Source organism: Flavobacterium tistrianum, assembly GCF_003254545.1.
In the GTDB taxonomy this organism is placed as follows: domain Bacteria; phylum Bacteroidota; class Bacteroidia; order Flavobacteriales; family Flavobacteriaceae; genus Flavobacterium; species Flavobacterium tistrianum.
Genome location: NZ_QJRH01000068.1, coordinates 231,787 through 245,034, shown reverse-complemented (window position 1 = coordinate 245,034; position 13,248 = coordinate 231,787). Strand labels below are relative to the sequence as shown.

Sequence of the window (13,248 nt, the reverse complement as noted above, 5' to 3'; positions counted from 1 at the left end):
ACTTTTTGTTTTGTAAACTTTTTTAATAGAAGTTAGACAGAATTTAAAGCAAAAGGTTTAATGAACCTTTAGAAATTATTTAAAACTCTGAATCTTCTTCTTGTGCAGGTGTTTGTGCAGGAGCAGGAGCTGGTGCGGCTGGTTTGCGTTTTACAGGTTCTGTGCGTGGCTGTTCAGTGCGTGGCTCGCTTGGAGTTTCACTAGTATTTTCTGGAACATAAACAGGATCGGTAACAACAGCAGCAGGAACTACTTTTGGTTTTATCGGGAAATAAATTTCAGTAACCAATTTAGATGAAGCTTTTACATCCAATTTGCTTAATGTCAAAATTTCAAGATGCGACCAGCTTAAATCTGGAATAATCTTTTGATTGTTGATATAAGCAGTTGTTTTTGCAATTGCTTCATTTCTATGAGAATAATCTCCGTTAAGAGTTGTTTTTACGGCATCAAAACCATTTAATTTTCCTGCTAGAATATCACTTCCTGAGCTAGTTGAAATTTCTTTATTAATAGGAAGACAGATCGAAATTTTTGCTAAGCCATTTTTAGTATCGTAAGTATGATAAATGATAAAAGGTTTTCCTACTGCAGACAATCCATTTGTTTTGCTAAAATGAATAAGCTTCGGAATTACAATTCTAGCATTTTTACTTACTTTGGCAATTTCGCTAGTAAAAGTCTGTTTGATATAAGGAGTTTCTGTTTTCTTTACTACTCCGTCTACTGTAACGGCAAAAGTTCTAGTTTCGTAATCTAAGTTTTTGTCAATATTGGCTAAACTTTTCTCATAGATAGTTCCAATAACTCTATCTGAACCGCCATGAAGAGCAGTATATATTTTAAATAGAAAACTCATAGTTCCTTTTCCTTTCCAAGTAACTTTTGTTTTTCCGTTCAAAGTATCTTTTAAAGTCCAATTTACATCAGCTTCTGTACCATCAAACTGCATTTTCTGATCGATGCTTTCGCCATCTTTCGTTTTAAGAATAATAGAATTTCCTTTTCCGTCGGCACCATCCCAATAAAATGTAGCGCCATTTCCGCTAGTTTTATTAGCATACGTCATTTTGATAGAAGGATCTTCAACCGACCATGATTCAAAATCTTCGTAATTTCTAAAGTCGTTCAGGTAGTTATAAACCGTTGCACGAGGCGAATTGATAACTTTACTTCTTTCTACAGAAAAATCTCCTTTCTGTGTAGCAACAAAAACAGTAAGAGCAACAAAGCTTAAAAGTGCAAAAAGAAATAAATACTTTAGAATTTTCATGGCAGATTAATTGGTTTCGGTAAAGTTATAAATTTTATTATGAGTCTTACTAATAACCCAGAATTATTAGGTTTTATTTTATTGTTACCAGAATAATTTATCTTTTTAGAAAGATTTTAATTACGAACAAAAGGACAATGAAAAGCAGAAAGGCAAGGAGTACTTTGTAATTTCCTTTATAAAAGACTTTGTGTAATTTCAAATCTTTTCGATAAGCAAATATCATAATGATTACAAATGCAATAAAAAAACATACTCCAAATAGTATTTGACCTTGACTGAACATAGTGATAAAAATTTTTAGCAAATTTAGAGATTTGTAAACGATTTGCTGCTAAATTGCCTTTTCATTTCATTGAATAAATTTTCAGATTTATTAGAAAGTGAGTTAAATTAGCAAAAAAAAGAAAACTACTGTATGAAAAAACAACTTGACGCCGTAACCGAATTTCACACTGCTTTTAAAATTGGCCACAGTGTAACTCCAATTGCCGATGTGGGAGCAGAGAAAAAACTACTTCGTTATAATTTAATGAAGGAAGAAAATGAAGAATATTACGAAGCGGTTCAAAATAATGATTTAGTTGAAATTGCAGATGCGCTTGGAGATATGATGTACATTTTGTGCGGAACCATTATCGAGCATGGATTACAAGATAAAATTGAGGCTGTTTTTGATGAAATTCAGCGTAGCAATATGAGTAAATTAGGTGAAGATGGAAAACCTATCTATCGAGAAGACGGAAAAGTAATGAAAGGGCCTAATTATTTTAAACCTGATTTTTCTAAATTGTTGTAAAGAAGTTTTTTTAACGCAAAGAACGCTAAGTTTTTTTTCTGCAGTTCTTGTAAAAAAAGGCAAAGAACGAAAAGCTTTGTCTCATTTTTGTCATTTCGACGGAGGAGAAATCTTTGCAAGAAACTCTACAAAGATTAATGATTCTGATTGGGAGTTACTCGTGAAGATTTCTCCTCCGTCGAAATGACAAGATTGTGTTTGATCTTGGTGTTTTCTGCAGTAAAATTTAATAATAATGAAAATAGAAAACCCGACAGATTTTTAAAAATCTGTCGGGTTTATTTTTATGTTAATCTCGGAATTATTGAACTTTAACTGTCCATCCAAAAGTATCTTCAGAAAGTTTGTTTTGAAGACTTGTTAATTTCTCTTTTAAGAAAGAAGCATAAGAATTCTCGATTGGAGCCATTTCAAAATACTCATCTTTATATGAGAATCCTTTTATAACGCTGATTACAGCAGCAGTTCCTGCTCCGAAGATTTCTTTCAAAGATCCGTTTTTAGCAGCTTCTACTAATTCTGAAACAATTACTGGACGAACTTCAACTTTTAATCCTTCTTTTTCAGCCATTGCAATCAAACTTTTTCTGGTAACACCATCTAAAATTCTTTCGCTTGTTGGAGCTGTCAATAAAGTATCGTTGATTCTGAAGAAAACGTTCATTGTTCCAGCTTCTTCAAGTTTTGTATGCGTTGCATCATCAGTCCAAATAACTTGTTGGAAACCATCTTTATTTGCCAAGTTAGTTGGATAGAATTGAGCAGCGTAGTTTCCAGCCGCTTTTGCTGCACCGATACCGCCATTTGCAGCTCTACTGAAATGCTCTGCAATGATAACTTTTACTTCACCTCCGTAATATGCTTTTGCAGGAGAAAGTAAAATCATAAATTTATATTCGTCAGAAGGATTTGCAATAACTCCAGGACCTGTAGCAATCATAAATGGACGAATGTACATACTAGCTCCGTTTCCTCTCTGAATCCAATCTTTGTCTAATTTCAATAATTCATTTAAACCATCCATAAAAATAGCTTCAGGAACTTCCGGCATTGCCATCCTTATAGCAGATTTGTTGAAACGGTTAAAGTTTTCATCTGGTCTAAACAACCAAACATCATTATTGTCATCTTTATAAGCTTTCATTCCTTCGAAAATTGCTTGCCCATAATGGAAGACTTTTGATGACGGATCCATTAAAATTGGAGCATAAGGCTTAATGACAGGATTTTGCCATTGCCCGTTTTTAAAATCGCATTCGAATAAATGGTCTGTAAATACAGCACCAAAACTTAAGTTGTCAAAATCTACTTCGTTTATTTTTGTAGAAGCAGCTTTAATGATTTCAATTTTGCTCGTTTGAGTTGTACTCATAGTTATGTAAGTTTTTTGTGAGATATTCTTCACTATCAGAAATCTAAAGTGATGATATCGTGTAAAATGGAATTTATTGAATGCAAAATTACGTAAAAATCTGTAAAACGCTTAGTGAAAATTCATTATTTATGGGTTTTAACTGAGATTTATTTATCCTATAATAAACTTAAATATTTAGTTAGTTTTTATAAAGAATTTATGAAAAAAGTGTCGTTTTTTAAGGCTTTACGCATTTGTTTTGACTAAATTTGATTATTGAAATAGCTTGAAAATCAATAAAAAGCTATTATTAAATTATTAAAAAGGTGAAAAGGGAAATAATTAAAACGCTAGATGGCTCAACTACAATTCGTTTGCCTGAATGGGACGAATGTTATCATTCTAAACATGGTGCAATTCAGGAAGCAAAACATGTTTTTATTAAAAACGGACTTTCGTTGTTTGATACTCCTATAAGTATATTGGAAATAGGTTTCGGGACTGGTTTGAATGCTTTTATCACGTATTTAGAAGCTATTAGAAAAAATCAGAAAATTGATTATATTGGAGTAGAAGCGTATCCTGTTGATTCAGATGAAATCTTGGAAATGAATTATGCAGCTGAACTTGACGCATTGGAATTTGAGAACATTTTTGAGAAAATGCATAAAAGTGAATGGAATGAAAAAGCAGAAATTTGCGATCTGTTCTCGTTAACCAAAAGGAAACAATTTTTTCACGAAATAAACGATTTTGAGATTTTTGATTTGATTTACTTTGACGCCTTCGGATATAGAGTGCAGCCGGAGCTTTGGAGTACCGAAATTTTTCAGAAAATGTACAATAGTTTAAAACCAAACGGCGTTTTGGTTACATACGCAGCTCGAGGAGTTGTTAAAAGAAGTATGATCGAAGTCGGATTTACCGTGGAAAAATTAACAGGGCCTCCAGGAAAAAGAGAAATGTTTCGAGCTTTTAAAAAGGTTTAAATGAATAATTTAGAATAATTCTACATTGATTTATTTCTTTTAAGAAAACGTATTCGTTGCTAAAGTTTTTAAAAAAATAAGTTAAAAGTAATATTTATGTTAGTTATTTGTTTAATTTTGGTTCGAGTTTAAAAAAATAGATAACCCCCGAAAATCTTATTTTATTATGTCAAAAATGATGTTTGATTACACGAAATCAATACTTGAAAGAGTTAGTTTCGATCCGGTACTTTTCTGCAAAGAGCTAGAAAAAGCTATCAAAACGCTGTTACCTTACGAAATGGAACAATTGCAAGAATGGTTACTGAATTTCGTTGTCGGAAAACCAGAATTAAAACAAAGTCTACAGCTAATTAAAGTATAAAAAAAGGAGCCAATTTGGCTCCTTTTTTATTATGCTTTCTTTTGTAATGGACTAATGATTTGAACATTCTGAAAAACAATTGCGCCTTTTACAACTCCTGCAATTGTAGATCTAAGTGCATCAATGATTTGCATTTTTAATTCGCTCTTTGGGTAAATCAAACTTACCTCTCGAGCAGGTTTTGGCTCCTTAAAATTACGGAGCTTCAGTTTATCGGATTCTTTTAAGTCTAAGGTGTGCAAGTACGGAAGTAACGTTGTACCAAGACCTTCGTCTGCCAATTTAATTAAGGTTTCAAAACTTCCGCTTTGAATCTGGAAATTAGTCTGGTCGACGTCTGAGACGCTTTTGCACAAATTCAAAATGCCGTCTCTAAAGCAGTGGCCATCTTGTAAAAGGAGTATTTCATTCAGGTTTAAGTCGGCTACTTCAATTTCTTCTTTCTGGAAACTAGCATGATGTTCTGGAATGTAAGCGACAAATGGCTCGAAATACAATACAATTTCTTTGATTTTTTCGTCTTCAAGCGGTGTTGCGGCAATTGCAGCATCTAGGTGTCCATTTTTTAGTTTCAGAATAATTTCCTCTGTATTCAACTCTTCGATTAAGAGTTTTACTTTTGGATATTTCTTAATGAAATTATTCAAAAACATTGGTAGAAGAGTTGGCATAATCGTTGGAATTATTCCTAAGCGAAATTCTCCTCCTATGAAACCTTTCTGCTGTTCTACAATATCTTTTATACGATCAGCTTCGTTTACGATGTTTTTTGCCTGACTTACAATTTTCTGTCCTATATCAGTAAGCTGAATCGGTTTTTTGCTTCTGTCGAAAATTAAAATATTAAGTTCTTCTTCAATTTTTTGTATTTGCATACTTAATGTTGGCTGTGTTACGAAGCATTTTTCTGCAGCAAGAGTGAAGTTTTTATGCTCAGCAACCGCTAACACATATTGCAATTGAGTTATAGTCATGTTGATAGTAATTTGTGATGCAAAAATAGGAAAATATAATTTTTATTTATGTTTATTTTAATAAAGTTACTCTAAATTTGTAGTAAATTAGTGTAAAAAATTAAATTATGAAGACAAATATTTTAGGATTACCAGTAAAAGAATCAGAATTATTAGTAAAAGAACTGAATGTATTGTTATCAAATTTTCAAGTATATTATCAGAACTTGAGAGGTATTCATTGGAATATTCGTGGAAAACGTTTCTTCGATTTGCATGTAAAATTTGAAGAATTATATACAGATGCGCAATTAAAAATAGATATGATCGCAGAAAGAGTACTAACAATAGGAGGAACGCCTCTGCATACTTTTGACGATTATATTAAAAATAATAAATTAACGGTTGGAAAGAATATTTCTAACGATGAAAAAGCAGTGCAGCTTATTGTTCATTCTTTATCAGATTTATTAAAAATTGAAAGAGAAATATTGAACAAATCTGGTGAAATTAGTGATGAAGGTACCAATTCTATGATGAGTGACTTCATTGCTGAGCAGGAAAAAACAATTTGGATGATGAATGCTTGGTTAGAAGAATCATTATAAAATATTGGTTTTTAATAAAATAGAAGCAGAATGGAATGGAAATTGCATTCTGCTTTTTTGTTTATGTTAAATTTCTATAAAAATCTCTTTGATTTTATTTGTTTAACGCTATTTTTGCTTCAATGAAATTTATAGCTCGCATATTATTATTCATATTTATTGCCTTCTTATCGACCCCGACAATTGTTCAGGCGTTAAAGAAAGGGAATAATACGGCTATATCTTTTAGTATCGCTGAAGAAGAAGTGCATAAAGAACTTAAAAATGTAGTTCACCCTACTATTCTTGAGCATGAAGTTTTGATTCCGGTTTACATCGAGAAAAAAACAATCATTTCAGAAAACATTGTCAAACTAGACAATATCTCTCCGAGCATATTTGCTCCACCACCTAACGTAGCATAATACTTCCGATTATTTTGAACTTTAGCCGCATTTCTATCGAGATGGGGTAAATCTTTAATGAATAATTTTTTTAGTATTATATTATGACAAAAAAAATCAATCTTTTTGCCAACCTTAAATCTGATTTTGCTTCAGGTTTAGTGGTTTTCTTGGTGGCTCTTCCGTTGTGTTTAGGTATTGCAATGGCTTCTGGAGCACCATTATTTTCTGGAATTATCGCTGGTGTTGTGGGTGGTATCGTTGTAGGATATTTGAGCCAGTCACATATTAGCGTATCGGGTCCAGCTGCTGGGTTAACAGCTATCATTTTAACCGCCATTACCGATTTAGGAGCTTTCGATGTATTTTTAATGTCTGTTTTTATTGCTGGATTAATTCAATTAGCATTAGGATTTTTAAAAGCCGGAAGTATATCGAACTATTTTCCGACAAACGTAATCGAGGGAATGTTAGCCGGTATCGGAATCATTATCATCTTAAAACAAATACCGCATGCATTTGGTTATGATGCAGATTTCGAAGGAGATCAGGCATTTATTCAAAATGATGGAAGTAATTCATTTTCATTTTTGTTTAATCTTTTAAATCATATTCACTTAGGAGCTGTTGTGGTTTCTGCAGTTTCATTGGTAATTTTATTGGCTTGGGAAAAAGTTCCTTTCTTAAAAAGAATAAAACTAGTTCCTGGAGCTTTGGTTGCTGTTATTGCTGGAGTAGTTTTAAACGAAATATTTGTATCTACAGGAAGCACTTTGGCAATTGCAAAAGAACATTTGGTTTCTTTGCCAGTTCCAAAATCTTTTGAAGACTTTAAATCAATTATAATTATGCCAGACTTCACCGCTGTTACAAATCCGCAAGTTTGGGTAGTTGCTATTACAATTGCCATTGTCGCTTCTATTGAAACGCTGTTATGTATCGAGGCTTCTGATAGAATGGATGTGCAAAAACGTTACACAAATACCAATGTTGAACTTAGAGCGCAAGGTGTGGGTAATATGGTAAGTTCTCTTTTAGGAGGTTTGCCTATGACTTCTGTGGTTGTAAGATCGTCTGCGAATAACAATGCGGGAGCAAAATCTAAAATGTCTGCCATTATTCATGGTGTGCTTTTGTTAATAAGTGTATTGTCTATACCAGCAATTCTAAACAAAATTCCTTTGGCAACATTGGCTACCGTTTTAATTTTGGTCGGATATAAATTAGCAAAACCAGCAACCTTTATGCATTTCTGGGAAAAGGGGAAATACCAGTTTGTACCTTTCATTGCAACTTTGGTCTTTGTTGTTGCGACAGATTTGCTAAAAGGGGTTGCGCTGGGAATTATCATCAGTATCATCTTTGTTTTGAGAGGAAACCTGAAAAGAGCTTATGTCTTTAAAAAAGAAGAATATGAGGATGGAGATATCATTCACATCGATTTAGCCCAAGAAGTTTCATTTTTAAATAAAGCGGCAATCAAACAAACGTTGGCGGAAATTCCAGAAAATTCAAAAGTAATTATCAATGCTCATGATACCGAGTATATTGCGCATGATGTTTTGGATTTAATTCGTGAATTTAAAGAAACCAGAGCTGTAGATGAAAACATCAAAGTGAAGCTGAAAGGATTTAAAGAAGCGTACGAATTAGAAAATACACCAGAAAATAGTAATCATGTTACGATTGAACATTATTATGATGTAGCAAAAAGGGAACTGGTTAAAAGAGAAGTTGTTAAAAGCGAATAATTAAAATAAGGTGTTTTTAAGGCAGTAGAAATGTTGAAATTAGGTAACTTTACATCAAGTTCATTTTTTGAGACTATTATAACTTAGAAATTACCACACAAAAAATAAAAGAAATGAGAAAATTTTATGAGCAGTTATTAGAGAACAATAAAAAGTGGGTAGAAACTTCATTGGCAAAAGACCCTAATTATTTTGCTGATTTAGCAAAAGGACAACAGCCACCATTATTATGGATTGGATGTTCTGATAGCCGTGTTCCTGCTAACGAAATTGTTGGTGCAAAACCAGGTGAAGTTTTTGTACACAGAAACATTGCTAATATGGTTGTGCATTCTGATATGAACATGCTTAGTGTTCTGGATTATGCAGTAAACGTTTTAAAAATTAAGCATATTATCGTGTGTGGACATTACGGATGCGGTGGTGTGAAAGCTGCAATGGGACATCAGTCTGTTGGTATTATCGATAACTGGTTGCGTCATATAAAAGATGAGTACCGTCTGCACGATAAATACTTGAATTCTATTGAGAATGAAGAAGAGCGTTTTAATGCTTTTGTTGAAATCAATACTAAAGAGCAAGTTTACAATTTAGCAAAAACATCTATCGTTCAGAATGCTTGGAAAAATGGACAAGATTTAATGCTTCACGGATGGGTTTACGGATTAAATTCTGGTTTTGTAACCGATTTAAACGTAACCATCAGTTCAAACGATGAATTGGATTCAGTTTATCAATTAGATCTTTAATAGATAATGGTAGAAATAAAAAATCGCCCTCAAAAAGGGCGATTTTTTTTATTCGTTTTCGTCTAAATTCTCATTAAATGCTGATGGTAGCATTGTTGGAATAAACTTTATCAATATAGGTAATAGTAAACTTCCCCCAGGAAGTAAAAATATGGTCAATGACGGAATGGTTTTACAAATATCCAAAAGCTGTTTTTTGACTTTCTTCTTTTCCTTTGCATCCAAATCTCTTGTTGTAGAATAGGCAAGCAAAACCATTAATTCTTTACTCTGAACAATTTCTTTAATCAATCTATTTTTATTTCGTATGATTAATTTGACTACACTGTGCGTCATTTGATCATAGAAATGCTTAACAGGATTTGAATAATTAAAGTACGGAATTTTCTTTTTGTGTGTTGTAATAAAAGTATTGGTCGTATCCATACTTTTTGTTACAAAATCATCAGGAACTCCCATTGTTGATCCTAAAGCATATAGAAAATACGATTCTTCGTTTTCTACCACGCCATCACTCCATAAAGCCATTCCGGCCATATCAATTAGATAATAATGCTCTAATTCGTTTTTGAAATACTCTAGATGTAAGGTCTCTAAAGTTTCAACTGTAACTTTTGAAAATTTTGAATAACGTATAGAAGCTTCAAAAAGCTTTATCAGAAGGTCGTCATGCTGTGATTTTACGGTTTTGGTTTTCAAAGCCAAACCAACAATTCCGAGAACCGTTTCTTCTATTCGTTTTAAATATTTTTCAGGAATTTCTCCATGCTCCAAATATTGTCTGAAAGCTAAAACATCAATAAACAAAAGTGCATTTGTAACCAAATGCGAAAAGTTTTTACTGATAATACTGTCATTGGTTTGAACTCTCTGATCAATAATATTTTCCAGAGACAGAGAAGGAGTATCTTTTGGCAATAAAATTTTAAACAAATTAAATCCTTCGGGATTCATCTGTTTGTAAAACTTTAAAACTTCTGAAATAAAATTTTTAGGTTCCGAATTTCTTTTCTCTAAACAAAAAACATGATAGAGCGTATTAAGTAAAGCTACTTTTGAAATTTCGGTTTTAAACCAACCCTTAATTGGAATCGGAATTTGAGAATCAATAGCAATAATATGTCCGTAAATAAATCCCGTTTCTCTCACTTTATAGTAAAACGAATCTATAGTCTCAAAAGGAATTGCTTCTGAAAACTTCTGTTCACTAAAAAACTTATCGATCCAGCCTGGTGCTGATGGGTTAATCATTGACTTTATTTTGCTGATGCAAAGCTATGTCTTTTTCTTGTTTTAGAATTCATTTTAAAATGAAATAACCGCTAGATTTTGTTAAAAATAGCGGTTATTCAAATTTTTCTTATTTAATGATTCCTGCGCAAGCAACTCTTCCTCCGGCATTTCCTGTTGGTTGAGTGGTAAAATCATCTGTTCCAGCATGTACAATTAAACCTTTTCCAAGAACATCTTTGTTAGAATCTCCACATCCAACACACCATTCGTCAGTAGTTAAAGTGATAGATCCGTTACCTTTTGCGTCAGCGGTAAAGTTTCCGATATCACCTTTATGATATTCTCCAACTCCCCATTTTCCGTGTTTTTTGAAAGTTGGATTCCAGTGTCCTCCAGCAGAACTTCCGTCTGCAGAGCTGCAATCTGCTTTTTCATGAATATGGATGGCGTGAACTCCCGGCTCTAATCCTGTAATTTTTGCTGTAAAAGTTACTTTGCCATTTTTCTCAACAAAAGTAGCAGTTCCAGCTACTTTACTGTTGCTTTTTGGTTCTAATGCAACAGTTAGAGTTTTAGCGTCATTTGATTTGTTATTTGTTTTACAGCCAATGACTAAGGCTGTAATTATAGCGAAAGAAACAATTAGTTTTTTCATATCTACGGGCATTTTTAGTTAAAGATTAAGTAAATTTAACATAAAATAACGGAATTGATTAACTCTAAAAGTTAAAAAAAAGTCAAACTATACTTTATAATTTGATATTGATTGAGTTAAAAACCGAAAATATTGTTTAAATTCGTATAGGTTTTTAACGAATAATTTCTGAAAACCATTTATCTAATTCGCTCACATTTAATCCTTAATGTTATGATGAAAAAGATTTTTACCCTCGTTTTTTTTAGTTCGTTTTTAATTTCTTGTAAATGCGCAAAAACGGACGCAGTTTCAAAACTTGACGGAACATGGGAACTGAATTATATTTCCGAGCCTTCAACTACTTTTGATGCCTTATATCCAAATAAAAAACCAACCATAAATTTTGACACCAAAGTAAGTCAGGTTTCTGGTAACGCAAGCTGTAATTCATACTCAGGAAGATTGGCTGTTAATGGCAATAAAATAAATTTTACTCAGCCAATGGCAGTAACCAAAATGATGTGTTTGGATGGATTGAAAGGTGAACAGACTTATTTGAGTACGCTTCAAAAAATAACTTCTTACGATATTACAGATGATGGTAAGACTTTAAACTTTATTTCTGGGGATATTGCCATGATGCGTTTTACTAAAAAATAATGTTATGAAAACTACATTATCTATTGTGTTGATACTGATAAATGTTGTTAGTTTTTCGGTTTCTGCGCAAGAAAAAACAAAAAAAGAGCTCAAGCAAGAAAGGGAGCTGAAGAAGCAAAATGAGATAAAAGTTCTTATTGATTCTCAGAATTTTGTGTTTGAGGCTCAAAAAACAACACCTCAAGGCGGGAGATTGATTCAGCTCGATTATAATACTTATTTTTTAAAGTTTAAAACCGATAATACAACTTGTGATCTTCCTTTTTTTGGCCGAGGCTATAATGTTGGCTATAATACTGATGGCGGAATAAAATTTGAAGGAAAGCCCGAGAATATTAGGGTTGAAAGTAAAAAGAACAATACCATTCTAAAGGCAACAGTAAGAGGCGCCAGTGATGTGTACGATTTAACGTTTTCTATTTTTTATAACGGAAGCACAACACTTTCTGTGAGTAGCAATAATAGAGGTCCAATTAGTTATGATGGAGTAATTTATGCTCCAAAAACAGCAGAGAAATAATGATATAATTCAATATTAAACTTGTCACAAATTCATCTGAATATATGGTAAGAATCTTTTTTTGGTTATTAAAGTGGCAGTTTTCGGTTTTGTTTTTCTTTTTTGGTATGTTCTCTGTATTTGGTCAGGATTTGGAACCCAGAGTGTATGCTAATGTTCCAAAGAACTTAAATGTAATTGCTGCAGGTTATGTTTTCATGAATGGAAATGTGCTTACAGATCCTTCTTTACCCATAAAAGATTTTACACTTCAAAGTCATAATATGGCTGTAAATTATATTAGAACTTTTGGGTTGGCAGATAAACTGGCTCGTATACAGGTAGCGCTACCTTTTACTTTTATGGATGGATCTGCTGTAATTAGTGATCAGTTGGTTACTGGCTCAAGAACTGGTTTTGCAGATATGAAAGTGCGTTTTGGAATTAATCTGTTAGGTTCTCCTGCACTTGATAAATCTGAATTCAGAAGTTTTGAGCAAAAAACAATTCTTGGGGTTAGTTTGGTTACTTCTGTTCCAACAGGAAGATATTATGGCGATAAACAAGTGAACATTGGCACAAATCGCTGGGCTTTTAAGCCCGAAATAGGGGTGTCGAAACGATTTGCTCATGTATATGCAGAGGCCTATGGCGGAATGTGGTTTTATACAGATAATAATAATTATCTAGGAAAAAAATTAGAGCAAAAACCAACTTATAGCCTTCAGGCGCATGCAAGCTATTATTTTAAAAACCAAATGTGGGTTGGTTTCAATACGACTTGGTTTTTTGGAGGTCGAACTATTACTGATGGAGTTTCAGATGATAGCCAGATTGATAACTGGCGAGTAGGAGGTACTTTTTCTACTCCAATCGCAAAAGGGCAGTCCATTAGATTTCAATATCATATTGGAGCCTATACAAACAACGGACTAAATTATTATGCGCTTTCAGCGGTTTATCAATATTCTTTCTTTTAAAATATAATTTTCATTT

The 13,248-nt window shown here is 32.8% G+C and carries 15 protein-coding genes; 10 read left to right on the top strand and 5 right to left on the bottom strand.

Going from position 1 to position 13,248, the window contains the following annotated elements:
- Nucleotides 1–79: 79 nt before the first annotated feature.
- On the bottom strand, nt 80–1,273 hold the full coding sequence (locus DMB71_RS11640; RefSeq protein ID WP_111366258.1) for an SRPBCC family protein: 1,194 nt from the start codon (nt 1,271–1,273) through the stop codon (nt 80–82).
- Nucleotides 1,274–1,691: 418 nt separating this feature from the next.
- Between DMB71_RS11640 and DMB71_RS11630 the strand changes: the two genes are divergently transcribed.
- On the top strand, nt 1,692–2,072 hold the full coding sequence (locus DMB71_RS11630; RefSeq protein ID WP_111366255.1) for a pyrophosphohydrolase domain-containing protein: 381 nt from the start codon (nt 1,692–1,694) through the stop codon (nt 2,070–2,072).
- A gap of 301 nt (nt 2,073–2,373) precedes the next feature.
- Here the strand turns inward: DMB71_RS11630 and DMB71_RS11625 are convergent, their stop codons facing one another.
- Nucleotides 2,374–3,444 (bottom strand): branched-chain amino acid aminotransferase, encoded by a 1,071-nt coding sequence (locus tag DMB71_RS11625; protein WP_111366253.1) that lies wholly within the window; start codon nt 3,442–3,444, stop codon nt 2,374–2,376.
- A gap of 308 nt (nt 3,445–3,752) precedes the next feature.
- On the opposite strand from DMB71_RS11625, the gene mnmD reads away from it, so the two are divergent.
- Both mnmD and DMB71_RS11615 read left to right on the top strand, forming a co-directional pair.
- Nucleotides 3,753–4,415, top strand: coding sequence for a tRNA (5-methylaminomethyl-2-thiouridine)(34)-methyltransferase MnmD (gene mnmD, locus DMB71_RS11620; RefSeq protein WP_111366251.1), 663 nt, complete (start codon nt 3,753–3,755; stop codon nt 4,413–4,415).
- 166 nt (nt 4,416–4,581) lie between these two features.
- On the top strand, nt 4,582–4,779 hold the full coding sequence (locus DMB71_RS11615; protein WP_008468486.1) for a hypothetical protein: 198 nt from the start codon (nt 4,582–4,584) through the stop codon (nt 4,777–4,779).
- Between the two features lie 29 nt (nt 4,780–4,808).
- Here DMB71_RS11615 and DMB71_RS11610 read toward each other — a convergent pair whose 3' ends face one another.
- Complete coding sequence (locus tag DMB71_RS11610) at nt 4,809–5,753, bottom strand: LysR substrate-binding domain-containing protein (protein ID WP_111366250.1); 945 nt, start codon at nt 5,751–5,753, stop codon at nt 4,809–4,811.
- Between the two features lie 107 nt (nt 5,754–5,860).
- Here DMB71_RS11610 and DMB71_RS11605 point away from each other — a divergent pair, with 107 nt between their 5' ends.
- The 4 genes from DMB71_RS11605 (at nt 5,861) to can (ending at nt 9,223) form a co-directional block, all read left to right on the top strand.
- Nucleotides 5,861–6,340: a Dps family protein gene (locus DMB71_RS11605; RefSeq protein WP_111366248.1), complete on the top strand. Its 480-nt coding sequence runs from the start codon at nt 5,861–5,863 to the stop codon at nt 6,338–6,340.
- Nucleotides 6,341–6,462: 122 nt separating this feature from the next.
- A complete protein-coding gene (locus tag DMB71_RS11600; RefSeq protein ID WP_035692090.1) occupies nt 6,463–6,744 on the top strand; it encodes a hypothetical protein in 282 nt (93 codons plus the stop codon).
- Nucleotides 6,745–6,827: 83 nt separating this feature from the next.
- Complete coding sequence (locus DMB71_RS11595; protein ID WP_111366245.1) at nt 6,828–8,474, top strand: SulP family inorganic anion transporter; 1,647 nt, start codon at nt 6,828–6,830, stop codon at nt 8,472–8,474.
- Between the two features lie 113 nt (nt 8,475–8,587).
- Complete coding sequence (gene can / locus DMB71_RS11590) at nt 8,588–9,223, top strand: carbonate dehydratase (RefSeq protein WP_111366243.1); 636 nt, start codon at nt 8,588–8,590, stop codon at nt 9,221–9,223.
- A 48-nt stretch (nt 9,224–9,271) separates the two neighbouring features.
- Here the strand turns inward: can and DMB71_RS11585 are convergent, their stop codons facing one another.
- Entirely contained in the window at nt 9,272–10,474 is a 1,203-nt protein-coding gene (locus DMB71_RS11585) for an LETM1-related biofilm-associated protein (protein ID WP_111366242.1), read from the bottom strand.
- Nucleotides 10,475–10,583: 109 nt separating this feature from the next.
- Nucleotides 10,584–11,111 carry a superoxide dismutase family protein gene (locus DMB71_RS11580; RefSeq protein ID WP_111366375.1) on the bottom strand — a complete coding sequence of 176 codons (528 nt, stop codon included), beginning with the start codon at nt 11,109–11,111 and terminating at the stop codon, nt 10,584–10,586.
- Nucleotides 11,112–11,324: 213 nt separating this feature from the next.
- On the opposite strand from DMB71_RS11580, the gene DMB71_RS11575 reads away from it, so the two are divergent.
- From DMB71_RS11575 to DMB71_RS11565, 3 genes are read left to right on the top strand one after another with little or no spacing between them, the layout of a single operon-like run.
- The gene (locus tag DMB71_RS11575; protein WP_111366240.1) at nt 11,325–11,753 is read left to right on the top strand and encodes an META domain-containing protein; all 429 of its coding nucleotides are present in this window, start codon (nt 11,325–11,327) and stop codon (nt 11,751–11,753) included.
- Nucleotides 11,754–11,757: 4 nt separating this feature from the next.
- Nucleotides 11,758–12,273, top strand: coding sequence for a DUF4251 domain-containing protein (locus DMB71_RS11570; RefSeq protein ID WP_111366238.1), 516 nt, complete (start codon nt 11,758–11,760; stop codon nt 12,271–12,273).
- A gap of 44 nt (nt 12,274–12,317) precedes the next feature.
- Complete coding sequence (locus DMB71_RS11565) at nt 12,318–13,232, top strand: transporter (protein WP_111366236.1); 915 nt, start codon at nt 12,318–12,320, stop codon at nt 13,230–13,232.
- Nucleotides 13,233–13,248: the final 16 nt, after the last annotated feature.